The sequence below is a fragment of the Acinetobacter sp. NIPH 298 genome (genome assembly GCF_000369505.1).
In the GTDB taxonomy this organism is placed as follows: Bacteria; Pseudomonadota; Gammaproteobacteria; order Pseudomonadales; family Moraxellaceae; genus Acinetobacter.
Genome location: NZ_KB850055.1, coordinates 1,498,533 through 1,517,510, shown reverse-complemented (window position 1 = coordinate 1,517,510; position 18,978 = coordinate 1,498,533). Strand labels below are relative to the sequence as shown.

Here is an 18,978-nt window from a genome sequence, read left to right as displayed (position 1 = left end):
TTATCGTCTTTATCGTCTTTATCGTCTTTATCGTCTTTATCGTCTTTATCGTCTTTATCGTCTTTATCGTCTTTATCGTCTTTATCGTCTTTATCAATGAATAATGGCTAAAATATAAAGCTGCAATAAAATGAGACAAAATTTGTCACAAATAGACGAAACTGTCTGAGCACAAGCGCAATTTTTTCTGTAAAATGCGCGTCAAGTTTAAAAGAACTCAATAAAAAGTATGCTTAACACGATTCAGTTTGCTTTAGAACAACTTGGCTTAACTGCCCAAAAACGCGCGATTCATATTCAATTTGCCAATCAAGCGCTCAACACAGAAGTTTTCCTACAAAAAATACAAGGTCAGCATGCTATTAATCAGGGCGTAACTGCGGAACTGATTTGTCTATCAACCAACGCCACTATCCCACTAAAACAATTCATTGGTTGCCAAGTTGCTGTCGATACCGTTACGGATATAGGCACACTCTTTAGAACCACAGGGATTATCACCGAAGCCGTCCAAGGACAATCTGATGGCAGTTTGACCCTATATAAACTCAAACTGCAAGATGCCACCGCACTGTGGCATAAACGTCGTAATAGCCGCGTGTTTATGAATAAGACGGTTATAGAGGTATTGGAAGTTGTTTTTAAAGAATGGCAACAACAAAATCCCTTATTTGCATCCAGTCTTAGCTTGGATCTCAGTGGACTTACGCAAGACTACGATGTTCGCCCATTCACTATGCAACAGAATCAAACCGATGCAGAATTTCTAACGAATTTATTGCGTAGTGAAGGTGTTAACTGGTTAATTGATGAAGCCCAACTCAACGTTGCAAACAGCAATAGCCCGATTCAAGCCCAAAAACTGCGCTTGATCGATGATAACAACCAATACCAAGTTTTAAATCGAAGAACGATTCGCTACCACCGCAGCAGTGCCACCGAACAATACGACAGCATGACCAGCCTCATTGCTGAACGCACTCTACAACCCACAGCCGTGCATATCCAACGTTGGCAAGCCGATGCCCTAGAACAAGAAGATGGTGCAGGCAGCGTCCAAACGAAACACCAACATAGCCAACAACATGATGTCGCATCACTTGGACTTGAAGATGCATGGCACTTCACCCCAGCATGGATGCAAGACCTCAAAGGTGAAGATGGCGCAACTGCATCAGGCAACAACCAAATTGAAAAACTCAACCAAAACCTCAGCCACTACCACGATGCCCAAGCCAAACAATTTATTGCCCATACCACCGTACGCGATAGCCAAGTGGGCTACTGGTTTAAACTGAACGAACACCCAGAAATAGATCAACACAGTGGATCAGACCAAGAATTTCTGATCACTGCCAAAAGCTACTACAACCAAAACAACCTACCTAAAGACTTAAATCAACAAATCAGCCAATTAGTTGAACAAAGCCAATGGCAGCAAGATGACAAGCACACAAACAACAGTGAAGAACGCCAAGCCAACCAACTGACGCTACAACGTCGTAACATAAAAACGGTACCCGAATACCAACCACTACAACACCGCCCAGCAGCCAACCCACAACGTGCCAAAGTGGTTGGGCCATCAGGTGAAGAAATCCATGTCGATGAATGGGGCAGAATTAAAGTTCGCTTCCTGTTCACCCGAAATGATGACCACAGTCATGATGGTGGTGCAGGTAGCAACGACAACGATACCGATTCGGCGTGGGTAGATGTACTCACTCCTTGGGCAGGCGAAGGCTACGGGGCACGCTTCCTGCCACGCATTGGTGAAATCGTGGTCATCAACTTCTTTGACGGTAACATCGATCGCCCTTATGTCACAGGACGACTGCACGAAGCACAACGTAGTCCAACAAAATTCGATAACCAAGGACAACTCCCCGACACTAAGAAACTGGCAGGAATAAAATCCAAAGAAGTCCAAGGCTCAGGTTATAACCAACTGCGCTTTGACGACACCACCGGACAGATCAGCGCACAACTACAAAGCAGCCATGCATCAAGTCAACTCAATCTCGGAAAACTCAGCCATCCTAAAGCCCAAGCAGAAAGCGAAGACCGAGGCGAAGGTTTTGAACTCCGCACTGACCAATGGGGTGCGATTCGAGCAGGCGAAGGCTTACTGATCACTACTCATCCGCAACAACAAGCTCAAGGCGATCATCTTGAAGCGCAAACAGCCAAACAACAACTCGAAGGCAACCAAAGCAACGCCAAAGCCTTGAGTGAAGTGGCAAAGAACCAACAAACCGATGAGCTGGAAGCTTTAGAACAACTCAAAAGCTTTGCAGAAGAGATTCAACAAGACATTGCCAAATTCAACAAAGCCTTATTACTACTTAGCTCGCCAAATGGCATTGGACTGAGTACATCAGAAGACATACACCTTTCCGCCGATGGACAACTGAACCAATTTGCAGGGGACAGCATTAACCTAACTACACAAAAGAATTTAATCGCCCAAGCCAGTCAAAAGATCAGCCTATTTGCAGCACAAGGCGGGATTAAACAGGTTGCAGCAAAAGGTAAGTTTGAGATACAGGCACAAGGTGATGCTGCTGACTTCATTGCCCGTAAAGATATACAAATTATTTCGACTGAAGATGCGATCTATATTACCAGCCCAAAGGAGATTGTATTTAAAGCAGATAGTTCAGAGCTTAAGCTGAATGATTCAGGGATATTTCCAACTACAGGTGGCAAGTTCGAGGTGAAAGCTGGGCAGAATTTGTTTATGGGTGGGGCTGGTGTGAAAATGAGCGTTCCTGCACTACCAAGATTTGAAAAAAAGAATTGGATTGCTTTAGAGCATATAGATGTCGATCAAACGCCATTTGCTAATTTAGGTTATAAGATATTTTTTGAAAATAACCAAGTGATTGAAGGGCGATTAGATGAACAGGGCAAGGCCCACCATGAGAATGTTCCAGATAAAGCGTTAAGAGTTGAGTATGAGGAAAAAAAGTCAGAGCCTGATAAGCCATGGGAACCATTTAGTCAGGTGATTGAAAAACTGTCTACAACAGAGTCTCAAGAGAACACTACTAATTTAACTACGAACTCGAAAAGTGATGTCTGATCATGGATAAGGAATTACAAAATGCATTGGCATGGTATGCCGCTGCGCCGAAACGTTTAGTTAATAGCGGAATGCAAAGTTTAGAGGCTGCTGGTGAATGGATCTGGGTCGTTTTACAAGGGGACTTTGCTGAAGATCAAAGTACTGCACAAATTGCAGTTGGTACAGTTATTTCGATGATTCCAGTAGTTGATCAAATCTGTGACGTACGTGATATTTGTGCGAATTGTAAAAAAATAAAAGAAGATGATAGTAATGTATGGGCTTGGATTGGTCTTATTATTACGTTAATTGGTTTATTTCCAGTACTTGGGTCATTGTTTAAAGGGATATTTAAAATCCTGTTTAAAATGGTACAAAAAAGAATATATAAACTAGCCGCAAAAGCTGGAGAAAAGATCGATTTTTATCAAATTATCAGTCCACAAATCGAGATCGGTATTGCTGAAGTCAAGAAACATATCGCTAATCCAAAAGTACAGAAAGTTTTAAAAAGTATGAACATTACAAATGTTTATAAAGAAATTGCTTTAAATCTGCGTACTGTGAAAGGACAGCTCAATACAAAGAATTTGTTAAAACCTTTTGATGACCGTATCAAGGATTTACAGCAGTTACTTGAATATGTAAATCGTTGGGGTGGCGCTGAGATGGTCGCTAAAACCAACGCGTTGATGAGGGATGTAAAAGAAGTACGTAGTAAAGCTGCGAAGATGGGTGATTTTATTACCCCTGTACAAAATATGTTGGAGCGTACAGCAAGACGTTTTGATATCGAAGCAGACAATGCTTTTAGGGCGACAGTAGATCGAAATAATTTTACCCGAATGAATAAACCTGGTGAGCCTGCGGAAATAGCCTCAATTAAGAGCAATAAGCCTGATTGGGTAGATAAGACAAGAAGAATCCCTTATGAAGCAGAAGAAGCTGTTAATGTGGTGAGTAAAAAAGGTTTTCCAGACCTTAATCCAACAGTTAAAGAGGGTGAACATCATCCACTTAAGAAAGCGTATGCCACCTTTGCTACCAAGAAAATTAAAGCCGTGACTATTCCAGAGGGTGAAGTACTGTATCGAGTAGTTGACCCAACCTCGGCGGATAATAGTATTTGCTGGATGCGTAAAGCAGAGTTTGACAAACTCAAGAGTAAATCTGATTGGCGACGTAAATTTGCAGTGTGGGCAAACTGGAATAGTAATGGAGAATATGTGACCTATACTGTACCTAAAGGTGGTTTGAATGTCTGGGAAGGACCAGCAGCTTCTCAGGAGCTTAAAAACTTAAATGGCTATGTCTTAGAAGGCGGGGGTAAACAGATTGTGCTTGATCCTAAAGATTTAAATGCAGCTTATGTTAGCCAGAGGATGCCAACTAATTGGGGCTACGATAGTGGTCTGAATACTGGGCAAGGTGCTAATCTGGTTGGTATTCCAACACTTACCAATAACTGGAGATAACAATGAGCTATCCTACCCCTCTGATTGCACATGATATCTATGTGATGGAACAGTTTCTGAAACCTGAACGAATAAAAATGATTCGGGACATCTGGAAAGAGATGCTGGACTATCTGGAAAGTTTACTGGATCGTTTTATGAATGATCTCCCCCCAGACTATCGTAATCGTAGTTTACCAGAACAGCCTGATATTGTTTGGGGGGAGCGTGTGATTCCCAACTTCAGAAGTACAATGGAATGGCTGAATGAAAGCTATATTCAAAGATTAAACAATGATTTTGACTGTTATATTGGTTTTAATTTACGTTCTGATATTAATGGACAACGGGAGTTTAGTGTCAACTGGATGGATGAGGTTGAACCCAAAGCGGCTGCAAAGTATCAATACCTATTATTTAAAGCTTATGGGCTGTCTGAAGCGATTGAACATACGGTTCAACAATGGTCACCTGGCAGTCTAACCCATTATTTTGCCCAAATTGGTTCACATGATAGTTCTTTTGAGTATGATCCAGTCATACCTCCGCCATTGAGTTATCCCATTTATCGCCTAAATGAAAATATAAAAGTAAAAACGGATGAAAAAATTCCCCAAACAGGATTTTACTTACCTGACTTACCAGATAGTTTTCCTCTTTTTATGTGGGTTTCTAATAATGACGTATGGGAGTTGGCTGGTGAAACCCGTATACCTGAAAATGACCCTGAATATCCAGGTTCACGTATTTTGGCTCCCTGTACATGGACGCTGATTGAAAAGGTTGCCGATAGTGGGGGAGAGTTGGGAGAAGCAATGAATCCGTTTGTACGACCTGCGAATGTTCGGGCGGGTCAGCCAGCGACGCATTCGGGCTATTGGTTTACAGTTGCACAAGAAAATTCACGTCAATACTTTAAACAAGGTGACATTTTGCCTGAGATTAAAGATCAGGACTGGGGCGAAGTGTATTGGCAGTTTGACGGTGAGTAGATGTTAAATGATCAAGTTATTTTACCAGCAGAAGAAAAATAAGCTGGTAGCGAATTATATTATTAGGTGATAAGTATGTTCTTGAAATTATGAGAAATAGATGGAGAAAATAATATTAATATAAGTCAAACAGTATATTTGAATAAAATGTACTCAAGCTATTCCTTTTTTAAAAAAATATATGATCTACATGCTGACTTTGTTAGAGAGTTTGAACGGCTTTTAAGAAATCCTACAAATGAGATTAAAGAAAATTATAGTGAGAACTATGAGAAACAATACGTCATGTATTTAAATGTATTGAATAATCAAGAAAAAGCTTTAGAACTTTTTTTTAGAACACCATATAAAAATGAAATATATCCTTTGTTTTTTGAAGGCGGAATAAAAGGCGTAATATTTGGCCGTTATGGAGATGAGAAAGATTTAGCTAATGACCCTCTATATATTGAACTAGGTATACGTGGGAGAGATGGTGGTCTATTTGAAGAACCATATCATATTGGGGCTATTAAAAAGCTTCTTATAGCATCTGAAATGTTAGATATAGCGAAGATTACAGTTTCATCAGATTATAAGTATGCACAATTTTTCCTACCTAAAAATTTAGATAAATTATTTCAAAAATGGAGTTTTGAATCATTGTTTGAATTAAGTTATTGGCCTTTTTATAAAGAAAATATTATAAATAAAGTGAGTAGCTCATTAGAATGTAAGAGTTTTGACACAATTGTTATAGAAACAGACCATGAAATATCTATAACTGGTATTTATGAGGCAAAACTAGATGGTGGGGATAAAGGCTGTCCAAATTACTTTTATCAAGGAACCATTGCACCAAAATATAGTAATGGAGATATACAGAAATCTAAATTTACCGAATGGTACTTAATTTGGGAAGATAAACGTTATTTAGATGGAACAATACCGGAAGAAGAAAAAGCTTATATCTTTGACATTGAGAATATTGGTATCAAAGGTACTCAGACCAATGCCGAGTCTATTGAAAAATTGAGTATACATGCAGGTCAAGTCTGTCCCAAATCAGGTTATTGGTTTACGGTCGCACAAGAAAATTCACGTCAATATTTTAAACAAGGTGAGGTCTTACCTGAGATTAAAAATCAAGATTGGGGCGAAGTGTATTGGCAGTTTGATGGTGAATAGATGTTTAATATTCAAGCTATGTCAAAGCAGAAGAGTTTTTTGATGTTAAAAACCCATTTTAAAAAATTCTATTTAAATGCGTTATAGACTTTTGAGTGATATTAGGAGTATGAAGGGGATTAAGTTATGCCAATAATTAGTTTTACGTGCTTCTTATTGGGAATGCTTGGTTTTCTTTATTTTAACGCACTAATATTGTTAGCTTTTATTTTGATTGCACTCAGTTTATATTGGTTTTGCTATTATTTAAAATTAAGAAAACTTCAGATTTGCTTCTCTTATATCTATGGAGGGCTAGTAACAGGGTTATTTTTAAGGCTAAGTATTTATTTCTGGATAAATAAAAATTATCATTTGTTTATATTGCTACCAATTATTGCAGTTATTCTAATTATTATTTATGAAGAGCTATTTAAAAAGAATTATTCACTGAATCCTATTGTTTTTTCTGAGGATAAAAATTTTGAAATAGTCAAAAATAAACAACAGATTGAAGAGTTTTTTAGTAATCCAGAGCGGCTTATTGGGATCTCAATAAATGAAATCGAAAAACCCCATAATGCGGGACTTTGCAATCAGTTTGGGAGTTATGACTTTGGCATAGCTTATCATGAGTGGTATACAGAGAAGCATAAGATAGAAGTGATAACCAAAAATGAGATCTGTATTGAAATTTCAGTGATTGAAGGCGATTTCACTGAGAAATCGCTTCACTCATTTTAATTTAAACGATTATCCCAAAGCTCTTTTGCTTTTGCCATCGCCTCATCATAGTTACTGATGACACCCATGGTATAAAGTGCAATTCCCATGGTTTCTATGATAGCCATTTCCCCATATTCATGGGTTTGTTCGCCCAGCCAAACAGCTTTAAATACTGCAAGATCAAGCTCTTCTTCGATTGGACTGCGATCGGGCGTAAGTTTCGGCAATTCATGTTCATACAGTTCGCCATTTTTTATTCCACAAATTAGTGTCTTGGCATCAGGATTACGTTCAAACTCACCGCCTTCACCTTTGATCACCGCGCTATTTTGATAACCCAAACGAAAAGCGGTTTGTTGGTGAGAAGTACGATAAGCAGGATGGAAGATGGCTTGTAAAGTTGCCTTGGCATTAAACGGATTAATTAAACGTGCAAGCGTATGAATTGGAGAGCGCAAACCCATCACATTTCTCAGTGAAATTAGCTCGCTTAAAATAGATGAAATAGTTTCAAGGGGGAGGTAAGCAAAATTATGTGTTTCTAATTGTTCTTTAACATCTTGTTCATTTTGGCAAATTGAATAGCCTAAGTACTGTAAAACTTGTTCGGTATAAACACGGTTGATCGTATGGCCCGATGCACCATGCATCACGATTTTATAACCATGATGAGCCAAGGTCAGAGCCGCTAATAAAAACCACGGATAATGTTTACGTTTACCTGCATAGGATGACCAATCCAGATCTACTTCTAGGGGGTGAAAATTGAGTTGATCACGGGTTGCTTGTACAAAACCAGCAAGTTCATCGACAGATTCTTCTTTGACGCGTAATAGCATCAAAAATGCACCGAGTTGAACATCCAGAACTTCACCTTTCAAGATCATGCTAAAAGCTTGATAGGCTTCTTCATAGCTGAGTGAGCGAGAACCTGTTTTTCCTTTCCCCAAGATACGAACATACTGAGCGAAAGGATGTTCTGAAGTTTTATAGATATTTCGTTTTGTATTCATGGTCAGATTGAAGTCATCGCTAGGAGTAAAATTAATATGACATAAAAGTGGAGTGTTTAGCGTAAAAAATAAGTTGAGCTGTTTAATCATTAAGCAATTGTGCTTCAATTTACATGATTGCAATTAAAATAATTGACCGAATAAGTCTAGTGATTTGATGTAAAAGGAACATGACAGTACGCTTAAAAATCATTAGCATGGCTGCGGAGTAATTTTTTAAGAAAAATGAAATCGAAAGGAAATAATGATGTTAGCTTACGATGCAGATTTGGAACTCTTCCGCGATAACTTTAAACGTTTTATGAGTGAGCATATTGCACCTCATTATGAACAATGGGAACGTGAAGGACTTATGCCACGTTCGGTTTGGACATTATTGGGTGAAAATGGCTTCCTCTGTGTAGATGTACCAGAAGAATATGGTGGTTATGGTGTTCCAACACATTATTCACTCATGTTGGTTGAAGAGTCTGCTCGTGCGGGATATTGTGCATTATCGACAGGTATTTCATGTCATTCTGAAATCGCCGCACCTTATATTCAACATATTGGCACTGAAGAACAAAAGCAGTATTGGCTACCAAAAATGGTATCTGGAGAAGTAGTTGGTGCAATTGGTATGACTGAACCGGGTGCTGGTTCAGACTTACAAGCAATGCGTACCAGCGCGATTTTGCAAGATGATCATTATCTATTAAATGGTTCTAAAACCTTTATCTCAAATGGTCAGCATGCCGATGTAGTTGTGCTTGCAGTAAAAACAGATCCTCAAGCACGTGCCAAAGGTGTCTCTTTAATGTTGGTTGATACGCATTTGGATGGTTTTAAGAAAGGTACGAACCTAGACAAAATTGGTCTGCACTCTCAAGATACTTCAGAGTTATTCTTTGACAATGTCAAAGTACCTAAAGATCAATTATTGGGTAATGCAGGTTCAGGTTTTGCATACTTGATGCAGGAATTACCACGTGAGCGCACAGCGATTGCTTCTACGGCATTGGGGGCGATTCGTGGTGCAATTGATTTGGCGACTGCTTATGTAAAAGAACGTCAAGCGTTCGGTCAGGCAATTGCTCAGTTCCAAAACACCCGTTTTGTGTTGGCTCAAGCCAAAATTGATGAGTTAGCGACAGCAGCATTCTACAATCAGAATGTGGCTTTATATAACGAAGGTAAGTTGGATGTGGAAACTGCAGCTGCACTGAAGAGTTTTAGTACAGACATGCAAATGAAAGTTGCTGATAACTTACTTCAACTCTTCGGTGGTTATGGCTATATGAGTGAATATCCAATTTCACGCTTCTTTACAGATGCGCGGATCCAGCGGATTTACGGTGGTACCAACGAGATCATGAAAGAAATCGTAGCGCGTGGGTTGATTGGTAAAGCTTAACTTAAGAATAGATTGACTTTTAAAGCGCGATTTAAACGTGTAAATTGAGTTGAATCAGTTAATCTGATTCAACTTTTTTTATATTTAAAAATATCATTTTATGGGGATAAACTTGTTTCAAAACCAGAAGTTTATTTCAGCACTCGCTAATGAAGAGTTTTATTTACATGTATTGCGTGAAGAAGATGCTAACGATGTATATGAGGCGATCATAGATTCTTTAGCTCATTTGCAGAAGTATCCCGCAACAATTCCTTGGGTCTTAAATAAACAAAGTTTAGAAAACACGAGATTATATTGTCAGAACGTGCAAGATAACCTATCAAAAAATAAGGATGTCGTGTTTGTTATTCGACATAAGAAAACAGAACGGTTAATTGGTTTGGTTGGGTTACATAACATCTGTTGGGAGATCCCCAGACTAGAAATTGGTTTTTGGGGAAACATCGTATTCAATAAACAAGGTTTGATGAAGCAGGCGATACAACGCTTACTTGAGGTTTTACAGGTGCGTTATAATTTTAAACGTATAGAGGCTCTTGTTGATCATGAAAATCAAGATGCGAGAAAGTTATGTGAACGACTTGGTTTCCAATTGGAAAGCATCATGCGAAATGCGCTTAGAAACCCAGTTGATCGGTCTCTGCGCCATTTATATGTCTATACAATCCTAACGGAATAGTTCTTATTTTTCTTACATATAAATCACAAGATTGTTTTGTTGTTTTTGGTGGGTTTTGATTGTATTGACTTCTTTTTTGAATATTGATCCCATAGTAAAAGAGTTAAAACTCAGCGTGTTTAATGTGTGAAAGTCTTGTTATACTAGCTGAATTGAACAATTCATTGATGAATTGTAATCCATTCTTATAGATGATTTTGCTGAGGCTGCATTCAATGGTAAACGATGGACAAAACACATCGACTTCACTCAATTTAGAACAAATTCGTAACGATATTGATAGTGTTGATCAACAAATCCAAGAGTTACTCAATCGTCGCGCTACGCTGGCAGAAACTGTCGCTAAAGCGAAGTTTGCAGCCGAAGATAATCCTTTGTTTTATCGTCCAGAACGTGAAGCTCAGGTCTTACGTAAAGTAATGGAACGCAATCAAGGCCCTTTATCTGATGCAACCATGGCACGGTTGTTTCGTGAAATCATGTCTGCTTGCTTAGCGCTCGAAGCACCGCAAAGTATTGCATTCTTAGGGCCAGAAGGTACCTTTACTCAATCAGCCGTACTTAAACACTTTGGCCAAGATGCAATTGTGCGTCCATTACCAACAATTGATGAAGTGTTCCGTGAAGTTGAAGCGGGTAGCGCACATTATGGTGTCGTTCCTGTTGAGAACTCATCGGAAGGGATTGTGAACCATACCCTTGATTGCTTTAAGGCATCGACCCTAAATGTGATCGGTGAAGTTGAATTACGTATTCATCATCAATTTCTTGTTTCTGAAAATACTCGAAAAGACAGTATTAAACAGATTTATGCGCATCAGCAAACATTGGCGCAATGCCGTAAATGGTTAGATGCACATTATCCTGGTGTAGAGCGTGTAGCCTTAAACTCAAATGCAGAAGCGGCACGTCGTATCCGCAATGAATGGCACTCGGCTGCCATTGCGTCTGATATCGCAGCAAGCATGTACAATCTTGAGATTTTGCACAGCAATATTGAAGATAATCCTGAAAATACAACGCGTTTCCTAGTGATCGGTCGTGAGAAAATTCCTCAAAGTGGCAATGATAAGACCTCGTTGTTGATTTCAGCACACGACCGTGCAGGTGCTCTATTAGAAATACTTGCACCATTTGCGAAGCATCAGATTAGCTTGACCAGTATCGAAACTCGACCAGCACTGCCTGAAAAATGGGCTTATGTGTTCTTTATTGATTTAGAAGGTCATATTGATCAGGAAAATGTGGCTGCGGCATTGGATGAAATTCGTCCGATGGTGAAAGAGTTACGTGTACTCGGTTCTTATCCAATCGCTGTTTTATAATTCTGTTTGATCGTGTGGGTAGATGGTTTATACATCTATCCATATCAAAATCGTCTTATTAGGCAAACATCTTTTATGTCTCAACCACCTATTTCTAAAGTATTGTTTAAAAAAGTCGCTTTTATTGGGCTTGGGCTAATCGGTTCTAGTCTGGCGCGTGTGATTGTGGCAGAACAACTTGCAGCTCAAATTGTGGCTTCAACGCGCTCAAAAAAAACATTAGCAGACGCACTCGCATTGGGTTTGATTCAACACGGTTATGAAAATCCTGAGGAAGCAGTTCAGGGGGCAGATTTAATTGTGCTCGCACTTCCTGTGCGGGCAACACAGATGGTCCTTGAGCAGATCAAGCCTTTTCTTGCGGAAAATGTCATCATCACAGACGTTGGCAGCACCAAGGGTAATGTTGTAGATGCTGCAAAAGCAGTTTTTGGTGAAAATCTACCAGCTGGATTTGTACCGGGGCATCCGATTGCAGGCGCAGAACATACGGGTGTACATGCGGGCAAAGTTGATTTATTCGCAAATCATAAAGTGATTTTGACGCCACTTCCAAGTAGTGCGGATTGGGCAGTTGAGAAACTGATTCAGCTCTGGTCAGCGGCGAAAGCAGAAGTGATTTGTATGGATGTGACCAAGCATGATGAAGTGTTGGCACATACCAGTCATTTACCGCATTTGATGGCATTCAATTTGGTGGAACAACTGGCGAATCGTGAAGATAATTTAGATATTTTCCGTTATGCTGCGGGCGGTTTTAGAGACTTCTCACGGATTGCAGCCAGTGATCCGCAGATGTGGCATGATATTTTCTTTGCCAATAAAACTGCAATTTTGAATGCTGTTGATGGTTTTGAACAGCAATTGTCAGTTTTAAAAAATTTGATCGAACAAGAAGATTCTCAAGCGTTGATGGGTTTACTTGGCCATGCCCAAGCCGCTCGTCAACACTTCAACCATATGTTAGCCAACAAACCTTTGATGGAGAAAAATAAGGTGACACAGCAATTTAGCATTTTACCGGGAAAGAAAAAATTCTCAGGTAAATTCACTGTACCGGGTGACAAATCTGTGTCACATCGCTCAATTATGTTTGGTGCAATTGCCGAGGGTACAACGCACGTTACAGGCTTCTTGGAAGGTGAAGATGCCTTAGCAACCCTACAAGCGTTCCGTGATATGGGTGTAAGCATTGAAGGTCCTAAGAATGGTGAAGTCACTATTCATGGGGTGGGCATGCATGGTTTAAAAGCGCCGGCAAGCGCATTGTATATGGGTAATTCGGGTACAAGTATGCGTTTATTGTCGGGTATGCTCTCAGCGCAAAAATTTGATTCGGTGATGACGGGCGATGCATCGTTGTCTAAACGTCCGATGGAGCGTATTGCCAAGCCACTTCGTGAAATGGGTGCGCAAATCCAAACCACAGGTGAGAAAGGTACACCGCCAGTCAGTATTACGGGTAGCCAAGCGTTAAAAGGCATTCAGTACAACTTACCGATGGCTTCTGCTCAGGTGAAATCAGGGATTTTATTGGCAGGTTTGTGGGCAGAAGGTGAAACTTCTGTAACTGAACCTGAACCTACACGTGATCATACCGAGCGTATGCTACGTGCTTTTGGCTATGATGTGAAAACTGAGGGCAATAAAATTTCCCTCGTTGGTGGCGGTAAATTAGTGGGTACGGATATTCAAGTACCTTCAGATATTTCCTCGGCTGCATTCTTTATGGTCGGCGCTGCAATTACTGAAAATGCAGATGTTGTCCTAGAAGCCGTGGGGATCAATCCAACACGTACGGGTGTGATTGAAATCCTTAAGCAAATGGGTGCAGATATCGGCGTTGAAAATGAACGTATCGCTGGTGGTGAGCCGATTGCAGATATTCATATCAAAGGATCGAGAACATTAAAAGGTATTCACATGCCTGAAGATCAAGTGCCTTTAGCAATTGATGAATTCCCAGCGTTATTTATTGCCGCTGCTTGTGCAGAAGGGCAAACCGTTCTTACTGGTGCGGCAGAACTTCGTGTTAAAGAATCAGACCGTATCCAAGTGATGGCAGATGGTTTGAAAGTCATGGGGATTGATTGCACACCAACTGAAGATGGCATCATTATCGAAGGTAAAGGTAAGTCAGGTGATTGGTCAGCAATCTTCGCTGGTGGTGAGATTGAATCACATCATGACCATCGTATCGCCATGAGCTTTAGTATTGCTGGTTTACGTACTTCAGGCGAGATTACCATTCTGGGTACAGAAACGGTTGCAACAAGTTTCCCAACGTTTACTGAACTAGCAAATACTGCGGGCTTAGATTTACAAGTTGTGAATCCATAATACATTTTGCTTAACGCTAACAGTGATCATATTTGAAATAAAACCGAGTTAAGCAATTAGCTCGGTTTTTCTTTTTTATCGTTTAGCTTGAAAATAAGTATTTAACGATAAGATCTCGATTGAAAAAATCTTGATAAAAATAGCCAAAAGTGAGAAATTATTGAATGATAGGAGTATTTTTCAATAAGAAAAATATTAAATATAGAAATGATTAGAAATTTTTACCAAATGTTCTTTGCAAAGAATAAAAAGACAGGAATAATGGCGGAAAGGCTGTATTTTCTTATCTTTCAATATATAAAAAGGATGGTGAAATGGAACTAGATCGTTTTGATAAACAAATTCTTGAAGTTTTGACACATGAAGATGTAAATCTGAATGAATTGTCAGAACGCATTAATCTATCGGTAAGTTCTGTCCATCGCCGTATAAAAAACTTGATTGAATCAAAAGTAATGGGGCAGCTTAAACGAGAAATTAACTTCAATAAATTAGGCTTTAGCTTGCATATTCTTTTGCAGGTCTCACTGAGTAAACATGACAGCGAAACTTTTGATAAGTTCTTAGCCGAAATTGAAGACATTCCAGAAGTGACGAATGCTTTTTTGGTTACAGGACAGAGTGCTGATTTTATTTTAGAACTGGTTGCACGTAATATGGATGACTACAGTGAAATCTTGTTACGGCGTATCGGCAAGATTGATAGTGTAGTTGCTTTACATTCAAGTTTTGTGATCAAAGAATACAATGTATTTAACTGTTATAAACTTTTAAATAAGCTATAAAAAAATGCATCTAAAAAGATGCATTTTTTCTGATCCTCTAATGATTAAGCATCTAGCTGAGCTAATACTTCATCAGAGAATTCAACATTGGTATAAACGTTTTGAACGTCGTCTAAATCTTCAAACATATCAATCATTTTCATGATGAGCTTAGCTTGCTCAATGTCTGTGATTTCTGCTTTGGTTGATGGGCTCATCACAACTTCTGCATTATCCGACTTTAAGCCAGCAGCACTTAACGCATCTTGCACGTCACCGAAACTTTCTGGTGTTGTGATGACTAAGATTTCATCTTCAGAAACCTCGATGTCTTCGGCGCCTGCTTCTAATGCTGCATCCATAATTTGGTCTTCTAAAGAAACATCTTCAAAAGTAATTTCGCCGCGTTTAGTAAACATGTAAGCAACGGAACCAGAAGTACCCAAGTTGCCGTTTGTTTTTGAGAAGCAATGACGGACATCTGGCACTGTACGGTTTAAGTTATCTGTCATCGTTTCTACGATTACAGCAACGCCACCAACACCATAACCTTCATAGGTCACTTCTTTTAAATCATCATTATCGTCACCACCAGCACCGCGTTGAATCGCACGGTTGATGGTGTCACGTGTCATATTGACTGAAAGTGCTTTCTCAACTACAGCACGCAAACGGGGGTTGCTTGCCGCATCAGGACCGCCTAATCTCGCAGCAGTTACGATTTCACGGATATATTTGGTAAAAACCTTGCCGCGACTTGCATCTTGTTTGGCTTTACGATGCTTAATATTGGCCCATTTTGAATGACCCGCCATGGAAGTAACTCCAAAAAATTAAAACTCAAAAAGTGACTGAATATTAGCATAGCCATGGTTTCGTTGAAAACTATCGGGCCCTATATTCAAATCTAAAATCTTGCTCAACCTTCAAAGATTGATCAAATAAGGGCGATTACTTAGTTAATTTTTACGTCTATTCCATATTCAGCATAAAGTGCTTTAATTTGTTCTAAGTCTTGTTGTAGATCGGCTGGATAAATTTTACCTAGGATTCCACCTTGCTTTGTACGTGGGTTGGCGTACATCAAAATAATCGGTACATTGGCTGCTTTGGCGATATGCCAAAAACCTGTACGAATAGGTTTACGTTCTTGACTACTTTTAGCACGTGTGGCTTCAGGTGCGATCACAAGGTTGAAGCTGTCGTTCTGGTTAAAAAGCTCAACCATTTGCGTCACAATATCTTTGCTGGCTTTACGATCAACAGCAATTCCACCGAGGCGTTTCAAGACTGGTTTTAAAGGACCTTTGAATAGTTCTTTTTTGATTAAAGTATGAATTTTTAGTTCTAAAATCTCAAACAACGCAAGAGATAAGATGGTATCTAGATTAGACGAGTGTTCAAATCCAATGATGACCTGCTTCTTTTCTAAAATTGTTGGATCAACATTGTATTGCCAGCCTGTTGCTTTAAAGATGGATTTTCCTAAAATTTTTCTCATGGTTATCATCATTACAATTTCGTGTCAGCAGTGTAATATGAGTTTTGAGGAAAATATATATCCGAATATTTAGGATTTGTTGATGTAATTGGCTAACGAAATCCAATAACAGTATAGTGATAAAGTAGAAAAACCCTCTAAACGTATAGTTTAGAAGGTTTAATATTTGGTGGGCCCACCGTGACTCGAACACGGGACCAACGGATTATGAGTCCGCTGCTCTAACCAACTGAGCTATAGGCCCTATAAGATTAAATCATATTTGGTATGATTTATTGCTGCCTGATCTTAGTCAAATTTAACTTAAATTACAAGCAGATGATTTTATCAAATCACTAAAAATAGTGTGTAAAATCAAAACTGAGCTGATTCTATCTGATGTTCATGTGTTGAGTAAAGACAATATTGTGCAGTTTTGATCATTTTCAAGCCATCCAAACTTCATTTTATCTTGGGATATGGATTCGATCAGGTCAGGATGGTTCAATGCTTATCCATCTTTGATTTGCTGTTGAATGGTTTTGTGATTTAATAAATATATGAACAACAAATAAAATGAGAAGAATATGAAAATAGCGTATCTAGGTGGATTTAAGGATGGAGAGGTACTAGTAGTCCCAGTAGAGTTGAATGACCCTGTACAGCTCAATTGGGTAATTCAGCATGATGATGTGAGGAAAGCAGAGCAGGACTTAGTTGACCATTCAAACAGGGATTTCACTTTGACCATGAAGAAGAACCTGATCAATTACCATTTAATGTTGCTAAAGAAAGATAAAGAAACTCGGTTGTTTTATGTAGAAGAGGATTTATCAAAAGTAAAAATTTCAGAACGGATGAATGAACACTGGGAAAAATCTCATTTGGTCGGTTTTGATTTTGATTAGTCAATTTTATTGCTAATAAAATCTTTATTTTGAATAATCAAGATATTATTACAAACTAAAGTGTGAGTGATTTGATTGATGTGCTATTAAATTAAGCTAAAATGTTATTTTTAATAGCACATATCAATTTTAAATAATGATTTAAACCTTTGCTTTAATAATAACTTGCGATAATAATGGCACTCCTTTGATCGGGTAGTGGCTCAACTTTTATTTCAGTTATACTATTTTTCTGTGATTGATTATTTAAATCTTCTAAAGATGTTGATTGGTTGCTTATTTTCTTGAATAAATCGTTAATTCGCTCACAATCAGGGTTGTGGTGATGGGTTGTACAAGTATCCTCAACAATATTTCCATTGATTTGAATGGTTCCCGTTGCAAAACTGATCGTCGAAATTGATATTAATGAGAATGCTAATAATAGTTTATATGATTTTTTATACATAATTATTTCCTTTTATCTATGTATATATTATTAATTAACATGGAAATTATTATGAAGGCAATATCGAAATAAAATATTGATTAAATTAATTTTTTAAATGTGATGTGGTTTTGGTTTTATCTTTTTATTGATAGTTTTGTCTGCTTTCTGGTTGTGACAACTGCATCACTAATTTTATTTATATTGTGAGTTTTTTGATTTTTAAGATATTTTAATTGATAGTGATAAAACTGATGAAATATAACGCTTAATATTGATAGGCTTTGTTCAAAGCCTCATTAAACTCTGTGGATTAGATTGGACGGCACCAGATTATTCCACGCTGTGTAGAAGACAAAAGCATATTGGTATTGCAATTAGCTATCACAAAAGTAGTGATGAACTTTACCTGCTCGTGGACTCTACTGGCTTGAAGTTTTTAGGTGAAGGTGAATGGAAAAGGAAGAAACACCAGGCAGATCGACAAGCGCATGCGGTGATTCCGCCGAGAAAAAATGCGAAGCGTTGGAAAGGTAGGAAGCGGAGATCTTTAGAGAGAAATGAATTACTGAAAACGGTCAAGCACCTAGGAAGAACTATTTGGAAAAAATGGTCTGGGTATCACCTCCGAATTTTGGTAGAAACCAAGAAGCATTGCATCAAATTATTAGGAGATAAACTCAATGTTAGGAATTTTCAAAGCCAAGTGAACGAGATTCACGCACGTGTAGCAGTACTCAATAAATTTACTGAATTAGGTCGGCCTCATACCGAAGTTGTCACTTAAATTTGAGTCGCTTAGAGTAGTTCTATTTATAAATCTTTGTGCAACAAAGCCTTGAACAGATATTAAAAGAACATGCGAAAATTGATGTGTTGATTAATAATGCTGCTCGTGCTATACGCCGTCCTATCATTCAGGCATTTGATCGATTGCACGATTTTGAGCGTACTATGCAAATTAACTACTTTGCGGCAGTACGTATGACATTAGGCATGTTGCCACACTTTCTTTTAAATGGGAGTGGGCATGTCATCGGAACATAAATCATATCGTATCACCAGTACCAGTGGTGCAATTGCAAATGTTTTACTCAACATTGCTCCAGCTACTGTGATGAATCTAACCCGACCATTATTCCGCTTGATGGATCGGCAGCTAGAAAAAAAATTAAAAGATAAATCCAGTTAGTCTTCTTTCTGGATTCATATCAACATAAAAAACATCATGCTAAAATAAGCCACTTGTCATTATAAATTG

General features: G+C 38.7%; 15 protein-coding genes, 1 tRNA gene and 2 pseudogenes. 13 read left to right on the top strand and 5 right to left on the bottom strand.

The genetic code is table 11. The annotated features are described in order from the left end of the window. Positions 1-229 precede the first annotated feature (229 nt). The 5 genes from F903_RS12120 to F903_RS12100 all read left to right on the top strand — a co-directional run bounded on the left by F903_RS12120 (position 230) and on the right by F903_RS12100 (position 7,403). Positions 230-3,085 (top strand): type VI secretion system Vgr family protein, encoded by a 2,856-nt coding sequence (locus F903_RS12120; RefSeq protein WP_005197386.1) that lies wholly within the window; start codon positions 230-232, stop codon positions 3,083-3,085. A 2-nt stretch (positions 3,086-3,087) separates the two neighbouring features. Beyond that, on the top strand, positions 3,088-4,542 hold the full coding sequence (locus tag F903_RS16885; RefSeq protein WP_005197384.1) for a hypothetical protein: 1,455 nt from the start codon (positions 3,088-3,090) through the stop codon (positions 4,540-4,542). Between the two features lie 2 nt (positions 4,543-4,544). Next, positions 4,545-5,513, top strand: coding sequence for a hypothetical protein (locus F903_RS12110; protein WP_005197379.1), 969 nt, complete (start codon positions 4,545-4,547; stop codon positions 5,511-5,513). Positions 5,514-5,627: 114 nt separating this feature from the next. Continuing rightward, a complete protein-coding gene (locus F903_RS12105; RefSeq protein ID WP_265596657.1) occupies positions 5,628-6,680 on the top strand; it encodes an Imm71 family immunity protein in 1,053 nt (350 codons plus the stop codon). A 126-nt stretch (positions 6,681-6,806) separates the two neighbouring features. Further along, the gene (locus F903_RS12100) at positions 6,807-7,403 is read left to right on the top strand and encodes a hypothetical protein (RefSeq protein WP_005197376.1); all 597 of its coding nucleotides are present in this window, start codon (positions 6,807-6,809) and stop codon (positions 7,401-7,403) included. Here the strand turns inward: F903_RS12100 and F903_RS12095 are convergent. After that, complete coding sequence (locus tag F903_RS12095) at positions 7,400-8,398, bottom strand: glycosyl transferase family protein (RefSeq protein ID WP_034595161.1); 999 nt, start codon at positions 8,396-8,398, stop codon at positions 7,400-7,402. The genes F903_RS12100 and F903_RS12095 overlap by 4 nt on opposite strands. Before the next feature lie 247 nt (positions 8,399-8,645). Here F903_RS12095 and F903_RS12090 point away from each other — a divergent pair, with 247 nt between their 5' ends. From F903_RS12090 to F903_RS12070, 5 genes are all read left to right on the top strand, one after another. Further along, positions 8,646-9,791: an acyl-CoA dehydrogenase family protein gene (locus tag F903_RS12090; RefSeq protein ID WP_005197372.1), complete on the top strand. Its 1,146-nt coding sequence runs from the start codon at positions 8,646-8,648 to the stop codon at positions 9,789-9,791. 112 nt (positions 9,792-9,903) lie between these two features. Next, the gene (locus F903_RS12085) at positions 9,904-10,473 is read left to right on the top strand and encodes a GNAT family N-acetyltransferase (protein WP_171065236.1); all 570 of its coding nucleotides are present in this window, start codon (positions 9,904-9,906) and stop codon (positions 10,471-10,473) included. Positions 10,474-10,688: 215 nt separating this feature from the next. After that, positions 10,689-11,798: a prephenate dehydratase gene (pheA, locus tag F903_RS12080; RefSeq protein ID WP_004670744.1), complete on the top strand. Its 1,110-nt coding sequence runs from the start codon at positions 10,689-10,691 to the stop codon at positions 11,796-11,798. Positions 11,799-11,888: 90 nt separating this feature from the next. Next, positions 11,889-14,138 (top strand): bifunctional prephenate dehydrogenase/3-phosphoshikimate 1-carboxyvinyltransferase, encoded by a 2,250-nt coding sequence (locus F903_RS12075; protein WP_416202029.1) that lies wholly within the window; start codon positions 11,889-11,891, stop codon positions 14,136-14,138. A gap of 314 nt (positions 14,139-14,452) precedes the next feature. Next, the gene (locus F903_RS12070; protein ID WP_004670748.1) at positions 14,453-14,923 is read left to right on the top strand and encodes an Lrp/AsnC family transcriptional regulator; all 471 of its coding nucleotides are present in this window, start codon (positions 14,453-14,455) and stop codon (positions 14,921-14,923) included. Positions 14,924-14,967: 44 nt separating this feature from the next. Here F903_RS12070 and F903_RS12065 read toward each other — a convergent pair whose 3' ends face one another. The 3 genes from F903_RS12065 to F903_RS12055 all read right to left on the bottom strand — a co-directional run bounded on the left by F903_RS12065 (position 14,968) and on the right by F903_RS12055 (position 16,647). Continuing rightward, positions 14,968-15,717 carry a YebC/PmpR family DNA-binding transcriptional regulator gene (locus tag F903_RS12065; protein ID WP_004670750.1) on the bottom strand — a complete coding sequence of 250 codons (750 nt, stop codon included), beginning with the start codon at positions 15,715-15,717 and terminating at the stop codon, positions 14,968-14,970. A 140-nt stretch (positions 15,718-15,857) separates the two neighbouring features. Beyond that, on the bottom strand, positions 15,858-16,415 hold the full coding sequence (locus F903_RS12060) for a 1-acyl-sn-glycerol-3-phosphate acyltransferase (protein ID WP_171065235.1): 558 nt from the start codon (positions 16,413-16,415) through the stop codon (positions 15,858-15,860). 155 nt (positions 16,416-16,570) lie between these two features. After that, positions 16,571-16,647, bottom strand: a tRNA-Ile gene (locus F903_RS12055). Positions 16,648-16,969: 322 nt separating this feature from the next. On the opposite strand from F903_RS12055, the gene F903_RS12050 reads away from it, so the two are divergent. Further along, a complete protein-coding gene (locus F903_RS12050) occupies positions 16,970-17,290 on the top strand; it encodes a hypothetical protein (protein WP_005197360.1) in 321 nt (106 codons plus the stop codon). A 154-nt stretch (positions 17,291-17,444) separates the two neighbouring features. On the opposite strand, the gene F903_RS12045 is transcribed toward F903_RS12050, so the two are convergent. Beyond that, entirely contained in the window at positions 17,445-17,738 is a 294-nt protein-coding gene (locus tag F903_RS12045; protein ID WP_005197358.1) for a hypothetical protein, read from the bottom strand. A 250-nt stretch (positions 17,739-17,988) separates the two neighbouring features. On the opposite strand from F903_RS12045, the pseudogene F903_RS12040 reads away from it, so the two are divergent. Together F903_RS12040 and F903_RS16465 are read left to right on the top strand one after the other, a co-directional pair. Continuing rightward, positions 17,989-18,504, top strand: a pseudogene (locus tag F903_RS12040) (transposase); the annotation flags it as partial. A 50-nt stretch (positions 18,505-18,554) separates the two neighbouring features. Continuing rightward, a pseudogene (locus tag F903_RS16465) lies at positions 18,555-18,909 on the top strand (SDR family NAD(P)-dependent oxidoreductase); the annotation flags it as partial. Positions 18,910-18,978: the final 69 nt, after the last annotated feature.